The organism is Achromobacter sp. 10T422 (assembly GCF_056394065.1).
This window is the reverse complement of sequence record NZ_JBFTHD010000008.1, coordinates 122611-139224: the sequence shown is the minus strand read 5'-3', so window position 1 is coordinate 139224 and position 16614 is coordinate 122611. Positions and strand designations below refer to the sequence as shown.

Genomic DNA, 16614 nt, shown 5'->3' with positions numbered 1-16614 from the left:
GCGCATCGACTCCCCGCGCACCCCGCCCCCCACCGCGACGGACTCGCGTTGTGCATGAATTGACCGGCCCTGGGGCGGGGGGTGTGCTTGGCGTTTTTGCCGCGCGTTTTTTTTGGGTGGGAAGGTCTTGCAGGGCCGCCAAAGCCGGCCGCGCGGGCGGCCTTTTTTGGCATTGGGGTGGCTTGTGGGGTGGCTTGTGGGGTACGGCCGCTGATGGCCGCTTGCGGCGGACGGTGCTGGGTCATTCGTAGGATGGGGGACGCGCGTATTGGCATGCGCTCTTGCGCTCTTGCCCTCTTGCGCTATTGCGGATCGCGCGATTGTGGATCGCGCTTACCCATCATTGCCGACGTGCTATTACTTCAAATTCAATGGCGCGGTTCTTCTACGCGCTCATACGGCGTGTCGTCGTCTTCATCGTCCTCGTCTTCTTCTTCTTCCTCTTCGTCGTTCTGAACCGGCTGCGGCTCCTCGCTCAACGCGAAGGGCAAGACGTCTTCCAAGCTGTCTGACCACGCGGATTCTTCGCCGTCGTGGTCCAGCTTGATGAATCTTTCGCCTTCGTTCAGCGAAATCTGTACGGCCCACAGGTAAAGGCAGTCGTAGGTGTCGTCGTCAGAATGCGGCAGGCCGCCGCGGTTGCCCAGGATGCGGGAGCCGGCGCCGCCCAGTTGGACGTGGGTCTGGTCTTCTTCGACTTTTGCGTTTTCGTCCAGCGGAACGCCGTAGGTCACCCACTCGGTGCCTTCGTCGCCCAGCACCACTTCGGCCAGGACCGGTTTGCCCAGGTAGGCGCTTAGGGCGTCAGCCGTTTTGGCCAGCATGTCCAGTTCGGATGCGCTGAAGTGGGTGACGGAAGTGGGGGGAGTTGCAGAGGCGGACATGAAATTTCCTGGGCGCGATGAAGCCGCGACGGCACGGCAAAATACATAAGGTCAGGCGACATTGTCGCGCGATCGGCGTTGCAATGCATCGGACGCTTGGATGACGAAGTGGTAAGGCCTTTCAGGCCATGGCCGGTACGCTGCGTTTGCGCACGCTGTCGGGGGATTCGCCGGTCAGCCGCTGGAACATGGCGATGAAGGCGGAGGGTGTGCTGTAGCCCAGTTCGCGCGCTACGGTTTGCACGGGTTGGCCGGCGTCCAGCATGCCTAGTGCGGATACGACGCGCAGGCGCTGGCGCCAGTCGTTGAACGACATACCCAGATGTTGTTGGCAGTGGCGCAGCAGGGTGCGCTCGGTGATGCCCGCGGTGGCGGCCCAGTAGGCGGCGCCGCGTTTGTCGCCGGGGCGGCGCTGTAACGCCGACAGGATGGAGGCCAGCACCGGTTCTGTGGTGGATGGCAGATAGCTCGCGTAGGCGCGGGCCTGGCGGGCTTGGTCGATAACGATCTGCGCCATCCGGCGGTCTTCGGGGGTGGCGGGGTAGCGGATGCCGCGCCGTTCGAAGTCGGCCAGAATCGCGCGCATGACGGGGCTGATCTCAAGGGTGCAGGGCGTATCGGGTAGCCCTGCGCAGGCCTCGGCCGGGATATCGATGCAGGCGTAGTGCACTTCGCCTTCGTTCTGGCAGCAGTGCTCCACATGCGGCGGTATCCAGATGGCGTACTGCGGCGGCGACAGGTAGGTGACGCCGTTGATGCCGATTTCCATGATGCCCGACAGCGCAAAGTTCAGTTCCGCCCACGGCGAGCTGTGGCGCTGCATGCGCGAATGGGGCGTGAAATGCAGGATGCGGCAGGCCAGCGGATAGGGCAGGTGGCCGGCCAGAACCGGGGCGGAATCGGCGAAGTCCATGTCGGAAGTTCGTACGGGAATGTCTGTTTTTCATTATATACAGCATGTCGGACACGCCCTACACTTGCGGCCTATTCCTATCTGGCATTACGCATTCATGACGCGCGCTGACTCTCCCACCATTCCCGCCCGCTATCTGTTGTTTCCGATGCTGGCGGCCCTGATCTGGTCGGTCAATATGATCGTTACCAAGATGGCCGCTGGCGTGATTTCACCTGCCGTGATCGGTTTTTACCGCTGGGCGCTGGCTGGCGTGATGCTGACGCCGTTTGCGCTGCCGGGCGTGTGGGCGCAGCGCCGGCTGATCGTGCCGTACTTGCCCAAGTTCGCGGTGCTGGGCGGTTTGGGGATGGCGCTGTACCAGGGCCTGGCCTATGTGGCGGCGTCCACCACCACCGCGACCAATATGGGCATCATCACGGCGATGATTCCGCTGCTGACTATCGCGGTCGGGACGGTCGTGCTGCGCCAGCGGCCGACGCTGATGGCGATGCTGGGCGGCCTGGTATCGCTGGCCGGGCTGGCGCTGCTGATTGGCGAAGGCGATCCGGCGCGGCTCTTGTCGGTGGGTGCGAACCCGGGTGATCTGCTGATGGGCATGGCCGCGCTGGCCTATGCGCTGTACGGCGTGCTGCTGCGCCGCTGGGGCTTGCCGGTGGGGCCGTGGCAGTCGCTGTATGTGCAGGTGGCGTTTGGCGTGTTGTTCCAGCTGCCCGCGTTCCTGATGGCGGCGCCGTCGCCGCTGAATGCCGACAACGTGCCGCTGGTGCTGTATGCGGCAATTTTCCCGTCGCTGTTTGCGCCGTTTCTGTGGATGCAGGGGGTGAAGCACCTGGGCCCGAACCGCGCCAGTATCTTTTTGAACCTGATGCCGGTGGCCACGGTGGCGATCGCTGCCGTCTTCCTGGACGAAAAGCCGCATATCTTCCATATCGTGGGGGGCGCGCTGGCGCTGGCGGGGGTGATGCTGGCTCAGATGCGCACGCCGCGCCTGGGGTTGCGCACGGGCAAAGCTGGCGGTTGACCGCAGTGTTCCGTCCCTGACGCACGCCTGTCAGGGTTCCGGCCTACAATCGACGGTTCATCAGCTTTCTTTCCCTATACGAGCCCATGGCCCAATACGTCTACACCATGAACCGCGTCGGCAAGATCGTGCCGCCCAAGCGGCAGATTTTGCGTGATATCTCGCTTTCGTTTTTTCCTGGCGCCAAGATCGGCGTGCTGGGCCTGAACGGCTCGGGCAAGTCGACGCTGCTGAAGATCATGGCTGGCGTCGATAAAGAGATCGAAGGCGAAGCCATTCCCATGCCGGGCCTGAACATCGGCTATCTGCCGCAGGAACCGCAACTGAACCCCGAGCACACGGTGCGCCAATCGGTCGAAGAAGGCCTGGGCGCCGTCGTCACCGCCAAGAAGCGCCTGGACGAGGTCTACGCCGCTTACGCCGAGCCCGACGCTGACTTCGACGCGCTGGCCGCTGAACAAGCCGATCTGGAAGCCATCATCGCCGCCGCCGCCTCCAGCGGTTCGGACGATATCGAGCACCAGATGGAAATCGCCGCAGACGCCCTGCGCCTGCCGCCCTGGGACGCCATCGTCGGCAATCTGTCGGGGGGTGAAAAGCGCCGCGTGGCCCTGTGCCGCCTGCTGCTGTCCAAGCCCGACATGCTGCTGCTGGACGAACCCACCAACCACTTGGACGCCGAAAGCGTGGAATGGCTGGAGCAATTCCTGCACAAGTTCCCCGGCACCGTGGTCGGCGTGACCCACGATCGCTACTTCCTGGATAACGCCGCTGAGTGGATTCTGGAACTGGACCGCGGCTACGGCATTCCCTGGAAGGGCAACTACAGCTCGTGGCTCGAGCAAAAAGAAGACCGCCTGAAGCAGGAAGAGTCCTCGGAATCGGCCCGCCAGAAGACGATCAAGAAAGAACTGGAGTGGGTGCGTCAGAACCCGAAGGGCCGTCAGGCCAAGGCCAAGGCGCGTCTGGCCCGCTTTGAGGAACTGTCGTCCTACGAATACCAGAAGCGCAACGAAACCCAGGAAATCTTCATTCCGGTGGGCGAGCGTCTGGGTAACGAGGTCATTGAATTCAACAACGTCAGCAAGGCGTATGGCGATCGCCTGTTGATCGACAACCTCAGCTTCAAGATCCCGCCGGGCGCCATCGTTGGCATCATCGGCGCGAACGGCGCCGGTAAGTCCACGTTGTTCCGCATGATCGCCGGCCGCGAACAGCCGGATTCGGGCGAAGTCACCATCGGCCAGACCGTGAAGCTGGCCTATGTGGACCAGTCGCGCGATGCGCTGGAAGACAAGAAGACGGTGTTTGATGCGGTAGCCGACGGCGCCGACATCCTGACCGTGGGCAAGTTCGAAATGTCGTCGCGCGCCTATCTGGGCCGCTTCAACTTCAAGGGCGGCGACCAGAACAAGGTGGTGGGCCAACTGTCGGGCGGTGAACGCGGCCGTCTGCACATGGCCAAGACGCTGATCGCGGGCGGCAACGTGTTGCTGCTTGACGAACCGTCCAACGACCTCGACGTTGAAACGCTGCGCGCGCTGGAAGACGCCTTGCTGGAGTTCCCCGGCAGCGTCATGGTCATCAGCCACGATCGCTGGTTCCTGGACCGTATCGCCACGCACATCCTGGCGTTCGAAGGCGATTCGCAAGTGGTGTTCTTCGACGGCAACTACCAAGAGTACGAAGCCGACAAGAAGCGCCGCCTGGGCGAAGAAGGCGCCAAGCCCAAGCGCCTGCGCTACAAGGCACTGAAGTAAGCCTTGCGGTAAAGCAGTCTGAGAAATCCCGGCCGATGCGCCGGGATTTTTTCACGATGCTAGAATCAAAAACCGCATCAGATGATGTAATTTTTGATTCACCTATTGTGGCGGGGCAAACATGCGTACGACGGTGACGCTCGATGATGAATTGCTCGAGAGGGCGCGTACCTACACGGGTATACAAGAGACGTCTGCACTCGTGCAGCAGGCGCTGACCAATCTTGTTCAGAAAGAAGCAGCGAAGCGCCTGGCGAAGCTGGGTGGATCTTCTCCGAAATTGAAGCTGGCTCCCAGGCGGCAAACGGAGACGTCAGATGATCCTAGTTGATACGTCTATCTGGGTTGACCATCTGGGCGCGGCTCGCGAGCCCCGGCTTGAGCAGCTGTTGAACAATGAGTACGTGCTGATGCATCCGTTCATTGTGGGCGAGCTGGCGCTTGGTTCTCTGGGAAAGCGTGACATGGTGTTGGGTGCGATGACGCTATTACCGCAGGCCGTCCGGGCAAGTCACGACGAGGCGATACATTTCCTTCATGCCGAAAGACTGTTTGGTAAGGGTATCGGCTATGTTGACCTGCATCTGCTTGCGTCCACCCGACTTACGCCTGGCGCCTCGTTGTGGACCAAAGACAAACGGCTCAGGTCCGTCGCGGTGGCGTTGAATTTGTCCGTTGAGCCGCCGCTATATCATTGAGGTTTGCAGCGGCGGGTGCCTGAGCATTGCTGCTGATGCGGCCCAACATTCCAGATGCAGAATTTCCGGAGATCTTCCATGCTGCTGCACGCCTCCGATTCCACTTTCCTCATCGTTGATATGCAGGGCCGGCTGATGCCGGTCATCCATGACAACGAGGCCGTGCTGAACTCCACGCACAAGCTTGCGCAAGCCGCGAGGCTGCTGGATGTGCCGGTGATCGCCACCGAACATCACAGCAAGATGCTTGGCGTCACGGTCGACCCGCTGCGCGACATTGTGCAGTCGACGTTTCAGAAGATGCATTTTTCTTCCGCGCGCGAACCCGGCTTTGAAGCGTGGTTGCCCGCCGCGCGCAAGACCATTCTGGTGGCAGGTTGCGAGGCGCATATCTGCGTGCTGCAAACCGTGATCGGCTTGGCGGACATGGGCTACAAGGCGGTGTTGGTGTCTGACGCCGCCGGCTCGCGCAAGCCTGCTGATCATCATGCCGCGTTGCGCCGTGCGCGTGCGCATGGTGCGGATATCGTCACATCGGAAATGGCCATATTTGAGTGGATGGAGACTTGCGAGCATCCGCGCTTTCGTGATGTGTTACGTCTGGTCAAATAGCCGACTCGGCCTGCAACATTGCCCCCAGAGGCGCGCAAAGATTCTCTCGCTGTTTGACACAATTCCTGGGCAAACCTAACACCGCTTGCCGCGATATTTTGAGATCCTGAAGTTTCTAAACCCAAAAGGGGATCGCGCGCTCGCGTTAGGTCCATGGTGCGGCCCCTGGGTATAAGAATAGGAGCCTCATCATGAAAATCGCATCTCTTTCCAAAATCTGTATCGCCGTGGCGATGACCGCCGCAATGGCCGGCTGCTCGTCCTGGGACGGCATGAGCCATCGTCAAAAGAGCACGGTGGGCGGGGCCGCATTGGGCGGTGTCGCGGGCGCCGTGATCACTAACGGCGGCGTGCTCGGTACGGTTGGCGGAGCAGCGATCGGTGGCGTGATCGGCGATCAGGTCGGCAAGCGCTAAGCGTCTGCCCGCCATGCAAAACGCCCGGCATTGCCGGGCGTTTTTTTATGGCCGTTGTGGTGGACGCGCGCCAGCAGAGGCCGGCGCGGCCACGCCGCATCACGTATCGTTCTGCGGCATCTCGATCTTCACTTCCAACACTTCCAGCGTGTCCTGGCGTTCCAGGTGCACCTTGATGTCTTCAGGGTTGATCTTCACGTATTTTGAGATCACGGCGATAAGTTCCTGCTGCAACTGCGGCAGGTAGTCGGGCGAGTCGCCGCGGCCCCGCTCGTGGGCCAGGATGATCTGCAACCGTTCTTTGGCAACGGACGCGGACGATTTCTTTTGACCAAGCAGAAACGACAGGAAGGACATTGCTTACTTGCCTCCGAACAGGCGTTTCAGAAGACCGGGCTTTTCGTAGTCGGTAAAGCGCAGGGCCTTGTCTTCGCCAAGGTAACGGGCCACGACGTCCTTGTAGGCTTCGGAGACGTCCGTGTCTTTCAGGTGAATGGCCGGCAGGCCTTGGTTCGACGCTTGCAGCACCGCTTCCGATTCGGGGATGACGCCGATCAGCTTGATGCGCAGGATGTCTTCGATGTCGCCCAAGGACAGCATTTCGCCGTCGACCACGCGCTTCGGGTTGTAGCGAGTGAGCAGCAGGAATTCCTTGACCGGATCGCCGCCGTCAACGGCGCGCTTGGACTTGGCCGCCAGGATGCCCAGGATGCGGTCCGAGTCACGTACCGACGAGACTTCGGGGTTCGTGACGACGAGTGCGTCGTCGGCGAAGTAGGCGGCCATCAGCGCGCCCGTTTCGATGCCGGCGGGCGAGTCGCAGACGATGTACTCGAAGCCCATTTCCTTCAGGTCGTTGATGACCTTTTCCACGCCTTCCTGCGTCAGCGCGTCTTTGTCGCGCGTTTGCGAGGCGGGCAGGATGAACAGGTTTTCAAGCTGCTTGTCCTTGATCAGTGCCTGGTTGAGGGTGGCTTCGCCCTGGATCACATTGACGAAGTCGTACACCACGCGACGCTCGCAGCCCATGATGAGGTCGAGATTGCGCAGGCCGACATCGAAGTCGATGACAGCGGTCTTGTGGCCCCGCATCGCGAGGCCCGCGGAAAAACTGGCGCTCGTCGTGGTTTTACCCACGCCGCCTTTGCCGGAAGTCACCACAACAATGCGTGTCATGACGATCAAACCCTTATGTTCGAATAAATCGCGTTATCGTAAAGCAAAAAGCCCGTGTAAGGCTTCTTACAGAATGTGTTGAGACGTTCGTGGCGCCGCGCAAAAACGATCTACGGTTTCAGCGCTTCGATGCGTAACGTATCGCCGTCCAGGCGAATCAAGGCCGGCTGATTTTGCAGCGTCCGGTCGAGCTTGTCTTCCACCACGCGGTACACGCCAGCCACGGCCAGCAGCTCGGCATCCAGATGCGTTGTGAAGATGCGCGCCGACGTGTCACCGCGCGCGCCAGCCATGGCCTTGCCGCGCAACGGGCCGTACACGTGCACGTTGCCGTCGGCGATAACTTCGGCGCCCTGGCTCACCATGCCGATCACGACAAGGTCCGTGTGGCGCGCGTAAACGCGCTGGCCGGAACGCAAGGGCTTGGTGATGACCAGCGCCGACGCCGAATGCGGGGCGGCTTGCGTGGGGCTGGGCGCGGACGTGGTGCTGCTGGCTTCGCGACCCGGCATCGGTTCGGCCGATGCGGACTTGGCCGGCGTTGCTGCGGTATCTGTTGCTGCGCCATCAGCGGCCGACGTGTCGGTGGGCGCGGGCGCGGTTTCAACGGCTGCGGCCGGCACCGAGGGCACGGGCGTCGACACGTCGTTTGGCGGCGCGGTGTCCACGACGGGGGCGGGGCGGGCGGCGGGGGTGGACAGTTCCACCGGCGTCAGGCCGGCCTCGCGTGCGGCCTTCAGGTTCGCGCCTTCGGCCACCACGCCGATCGGGGGCAGGTTGTGGGCGCGCAGCGCGGCGACCAGCGCCGTCCAATCGATCTTCTCGTCGACGCGGCTGGCGTCGATGACCACGGGTTCGTTCTCGAAGAAGCTGCCAGCATCCGCCATGCGCTTGGCCAGCGCGGCGGTAAGGCGTTCGGGGTCTGCGCTGTGCAGAACCACCCGGATGGCATACAGGGTGGCGCTTTTGAAGTCCAGGGCTAGAGATTCAGTGTTCATCTTGATTGTGGCTGGCGGTTCGCAACGCCAGGAAAACGGCGCGCGCAACCGGCTGCGGGATGTCGGGCATGATAACCCGCTACGGGGTGGGGTGCGCAGGGGGGAAGACGAAAGAAAAAGGCGCCCGAAGGCGCCTTTTTCCGTGTTACGCACGCGTGGCGGGTCAGCCTTGCGCCCACGAGTCGCGCAGCGTCACGATGCGGTTGAGCACCGGCGCGGCTTCCGTGGAGTCCTTCAGGTCGGCCGTGAAGTAGCCCAGGCGTTCGAACTGCCAGGTGGCGCCCGGCGTGGCGACGGTGCCCGGTTCCAGCCAGGCGGTGACGGTCTGCTTGGAGTTCGGGTTCAGGCAGGCCAGGAAGTCCTTGTCGCCGCCATCCGGACGCGCATCGGCGAACAGGCGGTCGTACAGGTGGATCTGGGCCGGCACCGCGTGGGCCGCGCTGACCCAGGTGATGTTGCCCTTGACCTTGACGCTGTCTGCGCCCGGCGTGCCGCTTTTGGTTTCCGGCAGGTATTCAGCTTGCACTTCGACGACTTCGCCGGCTTCGTTCTTGGTGAAGCCGGTGCAGCGCACGACGTAGCCGTACTTCAGGCGCACGGTGTTGCCGGGGAACAGGCGGAAATACTTCTTCGGCGCTTCTTCGCGGAAGTCGTCGCGTTCAATCCAGAGCTCGCGCGACAGCGGGAATTCGCGCACGCCCGCTTCCGGGTCATGCGGATTGCGCGGTGCGGTGCAGGTTTCGGACTGGCCTTCCGGATAGTTCGTGATGACAAGCTTGATCGGGTCCAGCACGGCCACCGAGCGGGCGGCGATGGGGTCGAGATCGTCGCGCACGGCTTGTTCGAGCAGGCTGTAGTCGATACGCGAGTCGGACTTGGACACGGCGGTGCGGTCGCAGAACAGGCGGATCGAGGCCGGCGTGTAGCCGCGGCGGCGCAGGCCGAAGATGGTCGGCATGCGGGGGTCGTCCCAGCCGTCCACATGGCCTTCGCGCACCAGTTGCAGCAGTTTGCGCTTGCTGGTGACGACGTAGCTCAGGTTCAGGCGGGCGAATTCATATTGATGCGGCAGCGGCTGGGCCAGCTTGCCGAGCTCTGCCAGGCGCGTGAGTATCCAGTCGTAGAACGGGCGCTGATCTTCGAATTCCAGCGTGCAGACGCTGTGCGTGATGCCTTCCAGCGCGTCTTCCACCGGGTGAGCCCAGCTGTACATCGGGTAGATGCACCATTGGTTGCCCGTGCGGTGGTGGGTCGCGTGGCGCACGCGGTACATGACCGGGTCGCGCAGGTTGATGTTGGGCGAGGCCATGTTGATCTTCGCGCGCAGCACCAGGCTGCCGTCCGGATGCTTGCCGTCGCGCATTTCACGCAGCAGGGTGATGGACTCGGCGGCCGGGCGGTTGCGCCAGGGCGAGTCGGTGCCGGGTTCGGTCAGCGTGCCGCGGTTGGCGCGGATTTCTTCGGGGCTTTGCTCATCGACGTAAGCGTGGCCGGCTTCGACCAGGGCTTCGGCGAACTCGTACATATAGCCGAAGTAGTCGCTGGCGAAGTACAGGTTTTCCTGGCCGTTGTCGGCCTTCCAGTCAAAGCCCAGCCAGTGCACGGCTTCGATGATGGCGTCGACGTATTCCTGGTCTTCTTTCTCGGGGTTGGTGTCGTCAAAACGCAGGTGACAGACACCGCCGAAATCGCGCGCCAGGCCGAAGTTCACGCAAATGCTCTTGGCGTGACCGATGTGCAGGTAGCCGTTGGGCTCCGGCGGGAAGCGCGTGCGGATACGGGCGGCGTCCAGCTGCCCCTGTTCCTGCACGGCGGCCGGGCCAGGCTTGCCCGCCCAGCGTTTGCCCTGGAAGCGGTTGGCTTCAAGGTCGTCCTGGACGATGTTAAGCAGGAAATTGGATGCAGCAGGGGTCGGCGTCGTGGCGGAGGTCATTCTTGAAAGAATAGGAAAAAGCGGCGACAAAGCGTCAATTTTGCCACGTTCCGCCTCAGGGGCCTTTTTAGACCGGGTTCAAGCGGTTTCAAACTGCCCCCATTGTCTTGTAACTGGCTCTACACTACGGCCCATTATGGATATATCCACCCTTTCCCTGGCCCGTGCGCAGTTCGTGGCCAGCCTGAGCTTTCTGGCGCTTTTCCTGGCCGTTTCCCTGGCGCTTGCGTGGGTGCTGCTGTTTTTCAAAGTGCGCGCCCGGTGGTCGGGCCGCGGCGGCTGGACCGCCGCTTACCGCTTCTGGGTGCGAATTTTCGCCCTGGCCTTCGTGCTGACCCTGGCGGCCAGCGTGCCCGTGCTGATTCAGATCGGCAGCCTGTGGGCCGGCCTCATGGACAAGATCGGTAACGTCGCCGGCCCCTTGCTGGGTTACGGCATCCTGTCCGTCTTCATCTTGAAGTCGTGTTTCCTGGGCGTCATGCTGTTCGGCCAGCGCCGCGTGTCCGACTTCGCGCACACGCTGGCGGTGCTGATGGTGGCCGTGGGCCAGCTGGTGGCGGTGTTCTGGGTGCTGGCCCTGCAATCCTGGATGCAAACGCCCGACGGTGCGATTCTTGTCGATGGCCGCTACCAGGTCTATGACTGGGTGGCCGTGGTGCTGAACCCGTCGGTGGGATGGCGCATGGCTGTGGTGGTGGTCGGCGCGGCGCTGGCCGCCGCGTTCCTGATGATGGGCGTCACCGCCTTGCAGGCGCTGCGCCGCCCGCTGGGTGATGGTGAACGCAATACCTTCAAGACCGCGCTGGTGATTGCGGTGGTGGCTGCGTTCTTGCAGGTGCCGGTGGCAACAGGCGCGGGCCAGATGGTGGCCAAGTTGCAGCCTGCCAAGGCCGCCGCGGCCGCGGGCTATTGGGAAAGTGGCTCGGAGCCGCAACTGGTGCTGTTTGGCTGGCCCGATGCACGTGCCCATACCAACGTGTCTGACCTGACGATCCGCAACGCGGGCGGCATGTGGCTGCACCGCAATGCGGACGGCACCTATCAGGGCCTGGACAAGTATTCCGGCATGCTGCCGCCGGTTGCGCTGACCTTCTGGTCATTGCGGGTGGCGGTCGGGCTGGGCCTGTTGATGCTGGCGGTGGCGTGCGTGACCTTTTTGATGACGTTCCGCCGCGGGCTGGACCCGTCGACGCTGCCTGTCTGGTGGCAGCGCGTGCTGTGCACCATGATGTTCTCGGGCGGCATTGCCGTCGTGGCCGGATGGTGGGTATCCATCATCGGGCTGCAACCGTTTGCCGTGAACGGCACCATCACGCAGTCTGAGGTGCTGGGGCAGATTCCGTCCAGCACCGTGCTGTACGGGCTGCTGGGATATGGCCTGCTGTATGCCTTGCTGCTGGCCGCCTTCGCGGGCATGTTGTTCCATGCCGCGCGCTACGGCGTCGTGCCGGTGCGCAAATTGGGCGGAGGTACGCCATGATCGCCATGCTTGCCGCATCGCAGGGGCTGAGCCCCGAAGACCCTTCCTTCTGGATGCCGCTGGCCTTCATGGGCTTGCTGTTCGTGGTGATTGCCGCCGGCATGGTGCTCGACGGCTTCGACCTGGGCGTGGGCATCCTGCTGCAATTGGCGCCCGAGCACGAGCGCGGCCGCATGATGTCTCTGTTAAGCCCCTGGCGCGACGCCAATGAGTTCTGGCTGCTGCTGGGCATGGGGCTGTTCGCGTCGGCCTTTCCCTTTGCGTGGGGCACCGTGCTGGGCAAGCTGTACGGGCCGCTGACCTTCATGGTGCTGGGCGTGGTGCTGCGCAGCGTGTCGTTTGAATTCCGCATCCGCGCCCGCAATGAAAGCAAACCGCGCTGGATCTTCGGGTTCTGGGCAGGCTCGATCATTACCGCTTTCGGCCAAGGCATGCTGCTGGGCCGCATCGCCACCGGGTATCAATCTGACGCCGGCTACGGCTGGTTCGCGATGTTCGTCGGGCTATGCGCCGTGGCGGCCTATGTGTTGCTGGGCGCGTCGTGGCTTGTCATGCGCGTGGATGGCGACCTTCAACGCCGCGCCGCCAACTGGGCGCGCCACGCCATTCGCTGGACTGCGGTGGGCATGGTGTCGATCGCCGTCACGCTGGGCCTGGCCAATGCGGGCATCTTCTACAAGTGGAGCAACATCGCCCACCTGAGCCTGGCGGCCACGGTCTGGGTGCTGATGCTGGCGGGCTACGTGGCGGCAGAAATGCTGCTGGCGCGTCTGCCCGGCAAGGCCGACCGCTTCAGCTGGCTGCCGTTCGTGCTGTGCGTGGCGTTGTTCCTGCTGATGCTGAGCGGCCTGGCATACAGCCTGTTCCCGTACCTGATCCTGGACGACATGACGCTTTGGGATGGCGCGGGCGCGCTGGGTTCGATGCGCTTGGTGCTGGCCGGGGCGGTCGTGGGGATACCGGTGGTGCTGGTGTTCAACATCCTGGCTTACCGCTCGGTCTTCGGCAAGGAACGCGGCCCGGTGCCGCTGCTGCCGCCGCCGTCGTATTGATGGGGCCTGGCCCTGGCGTAGGGTGGGTGAAGCGCAAGAGAACGAGGCCAAGAACTCCGATCTCGAACGCGCGGAACCCATCAAACAACATCTGATTCTTCTCGGACTCGGCCACAACGCAAGCGCTGCTTCATGGGTTGCGCGCGTTCACCAGCCGTTTTCTACGGGCGGGCCGCTCGCGCTACACCCATCCTACAAAACCGGTTTGGCCACGCGTTGCAGGATCTCTTCGCCGTAGGCTTCGAGCTTGCGCGCGCCGACGCCGCTGATGTGGCTGAGCGCATCCATCGAGTCGGGCTGAGCCAGGGCGATTTCGCGCAGCGTTGCATCGTGGAAGATGACATACGCGGGCACGCCGTGGCTCTTGGCGACTTCGCCGCGCCACGCGCGCAACGCTTCGAACACGGGTTGCAGTTCGGCCGGCAGGTCGATAGCCGCGGCCTTGGGGCGGCCACTGCTGGTTTTGCCTGACCGGGTTTTCTTTTCGGATTCGCGCCGCAGCATCAGCTGGCGTTCACCCTTCAACACGGCGCGGCTGCCTTCGGTCAGCGCCAGCGTGCCGAACCCTTCGTTGTCCACCGTCAACAGGCCCTGCGCCAGCAGTTGGCGCAGCACGCCGCGCCAGGCGGTGTCGCTCAGGTCTTCGCCCACGCCAAAAACGCTAAGCGTTTCATGGCCGTGCTGCTTGGTGCGGTCGGTGACTTTGCCGCGCAGGATGTCGATGATGTGGCCGGCGCCGTAACGCTGGCCACGTTCTTTCCACAAGCGGTAAACGGCCGACAGCACTTTCTGCGCGGCGACGGTGCCGTCCCACGCTTGCGGCGGTTCCAGGCAGACGTCGCAGTTGCCGCAGGCGGTGATCTGCTGGCCGAAGTACGCCAGCAGCCGCACGCGCCGGCATTCCACGGTTTCGCACAGGCCCAGCATGGCGTCCAATTGCTGGCCCAGCCGGCGGCGATAGGATTCGTCGCCGGGGGATTCGTCGATCATGCGGCGCTGTTGCACCACGTCTTGCAGGCCATAGGCAAGCCACGCGGTGGCGGGCAGGCCGTCGCGGCCGGCGCGGCCGGTTTCCTGGTAGTAGCCTTCGACGGACTTGGGCAGATCGATGTGGGCCACGAAACGCACATCGGGCTTGTCGATGCCCATGCCGAAGGCGATGGTGGCCACCATGACCACGCCGTCTTCGCGCAGGAACCGGGACTGGTTGGCCGCGCGCACCTGCGGGCTGAGTCCGGCGTGGTAGGGCATCGCGTCGATGCCCTGGTTGCAGAGGAATTCGGCGGTTTCTTCCACCCGCGCCCGCGACAAGCCATACACCACGCCGGACTCGCCATCGTGTTCGGTGCGGATCATGTCCAGCAGCTGCTTGCGCACCTCGTTCTTTTCGATGATGCGGTAGCGGATGTTCGGGCGGTCAAAGCTGGAAACGAAATGGCGGGCGTCGTCCAGTTGCAGGCGCTGGGCGATCTCGGCGCGCGTATCGGCCGTGGCCGTAGCGGTGAGCGCAATGCGCGGCACGTCTGGCCAGCGCTCGTGCAGCATCGACAGGCCCAGGTATTCCGGCCGGAAATCGTGCCCCCATTGCGAGACGCAGTGCGCTTCGTCGATGGCGAACAGCGCGATGCGGCCGCGTTCAAGCAGCTGCAGGCAGCGGTCGGTCAACAGGCGTTCAGGGGCGACGTACAGCAAGTCGAGCTCGCCCGCCAGAAACGCCTGTTCGACGTCGCGGGCCACGCGCCACTCTTGCGTGGAGTTCAGGAACGCGGCGCGCACGCCAAGTTCGGTCAGCGCGTCGACCTGATCCTGCATCAGCGCGATCAGCGGCGACACGACAATACCGGTGCCTTCGCGCACCAGTGACGGGATCTGATAACAGAGCGATTTCCCTCCGCCCGTGGGCATGAGGACCAGCGCGTCACCGCCGTCGATCACTTGTTCGACAATGGCTTGCTGGTCGCCGCGGAAGGATTCGTAACCGAAAACGCGCTGCAATACGCCGAGGGCGCGCGCGTCAGACATGGGGGTAGGCCGGAAGCATCATGCAGGGATTTTAAGCCGCAATTCCCGGACGCCTCTTTTACCGGGATATTTCCGTCCGGGTGGCGGTCCGGCCAACCGGCGGTCGGGCATTCGCGCTCGGGGGAGTGCCGGCGCTCCCGCGATCCCTACCAGCTCAGCCAGGTCCCGCGCATGAACGTATCCACGGGCATGCTCAGGTTGGCGCGCCACTCGTAGTTGCCCGAGATGATGTCGCGGTCGGCCCCGACGGCCAGCTTCACCTTGGGCGCCACGAACATGCTGTGCGACAGGCCCACGCGCTGCTCGGCCAGCGTGGACCCTTCATGCAGCCCCGAGTATGTGCCGCTGAACGTGCCCCATCCGGTGATCGGCACGCCGGCCGACAAGGTGTTGCGTGACTGCGGGGCCGAGGCCACGCCGCCGGAATACGTCGACAGGTCGCCAAAGCCGGCGCCGATCTGTTCGTTCGTGTAGCCCAGGTTCACTGTGTCGGCCACGTCCACGCTGTAGCCGATGCGGTAGCGCCAGGCGTTGGAGGCGTCAAACGTGCTTTGCGTGGCGCCGGCCTGGAAGGTGCCATATTCGCCCGCCGCATACGTGGTGCCCATCCCGCGGGTGGTCAGCGACGGGGCGCTTTGCATCTGGCCTTCGACGGTCAGGGCGGGGGTCAGGCCGTAGCGCACGCTGCCCGTGCCGACCGAGGCGCCATAGTCCACCGCCCCAGAGCTGGCGGTGGGGTCCATGCGGTTCAGCTTGCCGACCGACGACGAGTAGCCGAAGCTGCCCTCGGGCACGGTCGCGCTGGACCCCGCCCAGTTCGCGATCTGCAAGCCGCCCACCGGCGCGCTGCTGCCCCAGACGGGTGCATTGGCGTTGATGTTGCCCACCGTCACCGACGGGCCGGTGGTGTTGCGGTAGACCCAGTTGCGGTCGCCTGCATAGCGCAGGCCATCTTGGCCGCTGACGGAGGCAAACCAGGGGCGGGAAGGGCGCGAGACGCCCGAAATCACCACGACCGGGATGCGGGGGATGTCGCCCGTGTCCAACGCAAAGTCATAGTCCGGCGGGGTTTCCTCGGGTGCCGCAGCGGAATCCGCCGTGGGCGCCGAAGCGGTCAGCTCGCAGCCCAGCGGCGAGGAGCCGGCCGCACCATTCGCAGTGGCCTGGCCCGGGGCGGGTCCGGCCTGAGCCGCTCCAACCTGAGCCGCCCCAACCTCGGCGGCGCCAACCTCGGCGGCCCCCACCTCGGCGGCCCCCACCTCGGCGGCCCCATTCAGGCTCGACCCCAGCCCGGGAATGGGATCGGCGTCGCCGCTGCCCCCGGCGCCTTGCACCGAGGTGTCCATGGCCGGTTCCGCCACCATCAAATCGCAGGGGGCCGGGTCMAACGGCACGGCGCGCGCATCAATCGACGGCGCGGGACGCACGGGGATGGGTTGCACCGGGGACAGAACCCCAATGCCGCGCGCGACCAGCACCGGTCTGCCCGCAGCGGGCATACCCGCGGCGGGCGTACCGCCAACGGGCGTGGATTCGGAATAGGGGGGCGCATACAGGGTGTCGCCAAGCGCTGCGGCCAGCGGGCAGAACAAACCCGCCGCCAGTGCCGCGTGCAACAACCGTCTGCGCCACTTTGCAGGGGCGAC

At 64.0% G+C, this 16614-nt stretch carries 16 protein-coding genes; 8 read left to right on the top strand and 8 right to left on the bottom strand.

What is annotated here, in order from left to right:
* Window positions 1-368: 368 nt before the first annotated feature.
* Entirely contained in the window at window positions 369-884 is a 516-nt protein-coding gene (locus tag AC1DB0_RS22240; protein ID WP_476757801.1) for a hypothetical protein, read from the bottom strand.
* Window positions 885-1005: 121 nt separating this feature from the next.
* Entirely contained in the window at window positions 1006-1797 is a 792-nt protein-coding gene (locus AC1DB0_RS22235) for an AraC family transcriptional regulator (protein ID WP_342067615.1), read from the bottom strand.
* 97 nt (window positions 1798-1894) lie between these two features.
* Here AC1DB0_RS22235 and AC1DB0_RS22230 point away from each other — a divergent pair, with 97 nt between their 5' ends.
* The 6 genes from AC1DB0_RS22230 to AC1DB0_RS22205 all read left to right on the top strand — a co-directional run bounded on the left by AC1DB0_RS22230 (window position 1895) and on the right by AC1DB0_RS22205 (window position 6307).
* Window positions 1895-2821, top strand: a complete 927-nt coding sequence (locus AC1DB0_RS22230) for a DMT family transporter (RefSeq protein ID WP_156336661.1) — start codon at window positions 1895-1897, stop codon at window positions 2819-2821.
* 86 nt (window positions 2822-2907) lie between these two features.
* Window positions 2908-4581 (top strand): energy-dependent translational throttle protein EttA, encoded by a 1674-nt coding sequence (gene ettA / locus AC1DB0_RS22225; protein ID WP_006217650.1) that lies wholly within the window; start codon window positions 2908-2910, stop codon window positions 4579-4581.
* A gap of 121 nt (window positions 4582-4702) precedes the next feature.
* The gene (locus tag AC1DB0_RS22220) at window positions 4703-4912 is read left to right on the top strand and encodes a type II toxin-antitoxin system VapB family antitoxin (protein ID WP_082387118.1); all 210 of its coding nucleotides are present in this window, start codon (window positions 4703-4705) and stop codon (window positions 4910-4912) included.
* The gene (locus tag AC1DB0_RS22215; protein ID WP_054424597.1) at window positions 4899-5279 is read left to right on the top strand and encodes a type II toxin-antitoxin system VapC family toxin; all 381 of its coding nucleotides are present in this window, start codon (window positions 4899-4901) and stop codon (window positions 5277-5279) included. Before AC1DB0_RS22220 ends, AC1DB0_RS22215 begins: the two co-directional genes overlap by 14 nt.
* A gap of 78 nt (window positions 5280-5357) precedes the next feature.
* Window positions 5358-5891, top strand: coding sequence for an isochorismatase family protein (locus tag AC1DB0_RS22210; RefSeq protein WP_175170804.1), 534 nt, complete (start codon window positions 5358-5360; stop codon window positions 5889-5891).
* A gap of 191 nt (window positions 5892-6082) precedes the next feature.
* Window positions 6083-6307, top strand: a complete 225-nt coding sequence (locus AC1DB0_RS22205) for a glycine zipper 2TM domain-containing protein (protein ID WP_054424593.1) — start codon at window positions 6083-6085, stop codon at window positions 6305-6307.
* Between the two features lie 99 nt (window positions 6308-6406).
* Here AC1DB0_RS22205 and minE read toward each other — a convergent pair whose 3' ends face one another.
* The 4 genes from minE to AC1DB0_RS22185 form a co-directional block, all read right to left on the bottom strand.
* Entirely contained in the window at window positions 6407-6664 is a 258-nt protein-coding gene (gene minE, locus AC1DB0_RS22200) for a cell division topological specificity factor MinE (RefSeq protein ID WP_054424591.1), read from the bottom strand.
* Window positions 6665-6667: 3 nt separating this feature from the next.
* Complete coding sequence (gene minD / locus AC1DB0_RS22195) at window positions 6668-7483, bottom strand: septum site-determining protein MinD (protein ID WP_054424590.1); 816 nt, start codon at window positions 7481-7483, stop codon at window positions 6668-6670.
* A 110-nt stretch (window positions 7484-7593) separates the two neighbouring features.
* On the bottom strand, window positions 7594-8481 hold the full coding sequence (minC, locus tag AC1DB0_RS22190; RefSeq protein ID WP_447981101.1) for a septum site-determining protein MinC: 888 nt from the start codon (window positions 8479-8481) through the stop codon (window positions 7594-7596).
* Between the two features lie 163 nt (window positions 8482-8644).
* The gene (locus tag AC1DB0_RS22185; RefSeq protein WP_054424585.1) at window positions 8645-10414 is read right to left on the bottom strand and encodes a glutamine--tRNA ligase/YqeY domain fusion protein; all 1770 of its coding nucleotides are present in this window, start codon (window positions 10412-10414) and stop codon (window positions 8645-8647) included.
* Window positions 10415-10550: 136 nt separating this feature from the next.
* On the opposite strand from AC1DB0_RS22185, the gene AC1DB0_RS22180 reads away from it, so the two are divergent.
* Both AC1DB0_RS22180 and AC1DB0_RS22175 read left to right on the top strand, forming a co-directional pair.
* The gene (locus tag AC1DB0_RS22180; RefSeq protein ID WP_054424584.1) at window positions 10551-11894 is read left to right on the top strand and encodes a cytochrome ubiquinol oxidase subunit I; all 1344 of its coding nucleotides are present in this window, start codon (window positions 10551-10553) and stop codon (window positions 11892-11894) included.
* On the top strand, window positions 11891-12946 hold the full coding sequence (locus AC1DB0_RS22175; RefSeq protein WP_476757798.1) for a cytochrome d ubiquinol oxidase subunit II: 1056 nt from the start codon (window positions 11891-11893) through the stop codon (window positions 12944-12946). The genes AC1DB0_RS22180 and AC1DB0_RS22175 overlap by 4 nt, the downstream gene beginning before the upstream one ends.
* A gap of 192 nt (window positions 12947-13138) precedes the next feature.
* Here AC1DB0_RS22175 and recQ read toward each other — a convergent pair whose 3' ends face one another.
* Window positions 13139-14968: a DNA helicase RecQ gene (gene recQ, locus AC1DB0_RS22170; protein WP_054424582.1), complete on the bottom strand. Its 1830-nt coding sequence runs from the start codon at window positions 14966-14968 to the stop codon at window positions 13139-13141.
* 146 nt (window positions 14969-15114) lie between these two features.
* A complete protein-coding gene (locus AC1DB0_RS22165; RefSeq protein WP_476758752.1) occupies window positions 15115-16467 on the bottom strand; it encodes a fimbrial protein in 1353 nt (450 codons plus the stop codon).
* Window positions 16468-16614: the final 147 nt, after the last annotated feature.

Excerpts from the sequence above, each read along its gene's own strand:
- AC1DB0_RS22210 (WP_175170804.1), top strand. The coding sequence starts at position 5,358 with ATGCTGCTGCACGCCTCCGATTCCACTTTCCTCATCGTTGATATGCAG.
- AC1DB0_RS22205 (WP_054424593.1), top strand. The coding sequence starts at position 6,083 with ATGAAAATCGCATCTCTTTCCAAAATCTGTATCGCCGTGGCGATGACC.
- AC1DB0_RS22180 (WP_054424584.1), top strand. The coding sequence starts at position 10,551 with ATGGATATATCCACCCTTTCCCTGGCCCGTGCGCAGTTCGTGGCCAGC.
- minD (WP_054424590.1), bottom strand. The coding sequence starts at position 7,483 with ATGACACGCATTGTTGTGGTGACTTCCGGCAAAGGCGGCGTGGGTAAA.
- AC1DB0_RS22215 (WP_054424597.1), top strand. The coding sequence starts at position 4,899 with ATGATCCTAGTTGATACGTCTATCTGGGTTGACCATCTGGGCGCGGCT.
- minC (WP_447981101.1), bottom strand. The coding sequence starts at position 8,481 with ATGAACACTGAATCTCTAGCCCTGGACTTCAAAAGCGCCACCCTGTAT.
- AC1DB0_RS22230 (WP_156336661.1), top strand. The coding sequence starts at position 1,895 with ATGACGCGCGCTGACTCTCCCACCATTCCCGCCCGCTATCTGTTGTTT.
- ettA (WP_006217650.1), top strand. The coding sequence starts at position 2,908 with ATGGCCCAATACGTCTACACCATGAACCGCGTCGGCAAGATCGTGCCG.
- AC1DB0_RS22185 (WP_054424585.1), bottom strand. The coding sequence starts at position 10,414 with ATGACCTCCGCCACGACGCCGACCCCTGCTGCATCCAATTTCCTGCTT.
- recQ (WP_054424582.1), bottom strand. The coding sequence starts at position 14,968 with ATGTCTGACGCGCGCGCCCTCGGCGTATTGCAGCGCGTTTTCGGTTAC.
- minE (WP_054424591.1), bottom strand. The coding sequence starts at position 6,664 with ATGTCCTTCCTGTCGTTTCTGCTTGGTCAAAAGAAATCGTCCGCGTCC.
- AC1DB0_RS22240 (WP_476757801.1), bottom strand. The coding sequence starts at position 884 with ATGTCCGCCTCTGCAACTCCCCCCACTTCCGTCACCCACTTCAGCGCA.
- AC1DB0_RS22175 (WP_476757798.1), top strand. The coding sequence starts at position 11,891 with ATGATCGCCATGCTTGCCGCATCGCAGGGGCTGAGCCCCGAAGACCCT.
- AC1DB0_RS22220 (WP_082387118.1), top strand. The coding sequence starts at position 4,703 with ATGCGTACGACGGTGACGCTCGATGATGAATTGCTCGAGAGGGCGCGT.
- AC1DB0_RS22235 (WP_342067615.1), bottom strand. The coding sequence starts at position 1,797 with ATGGACTTCGCCGATTCCGCCCCGGTTCTGGCCGGCCACCTGCCCTAT.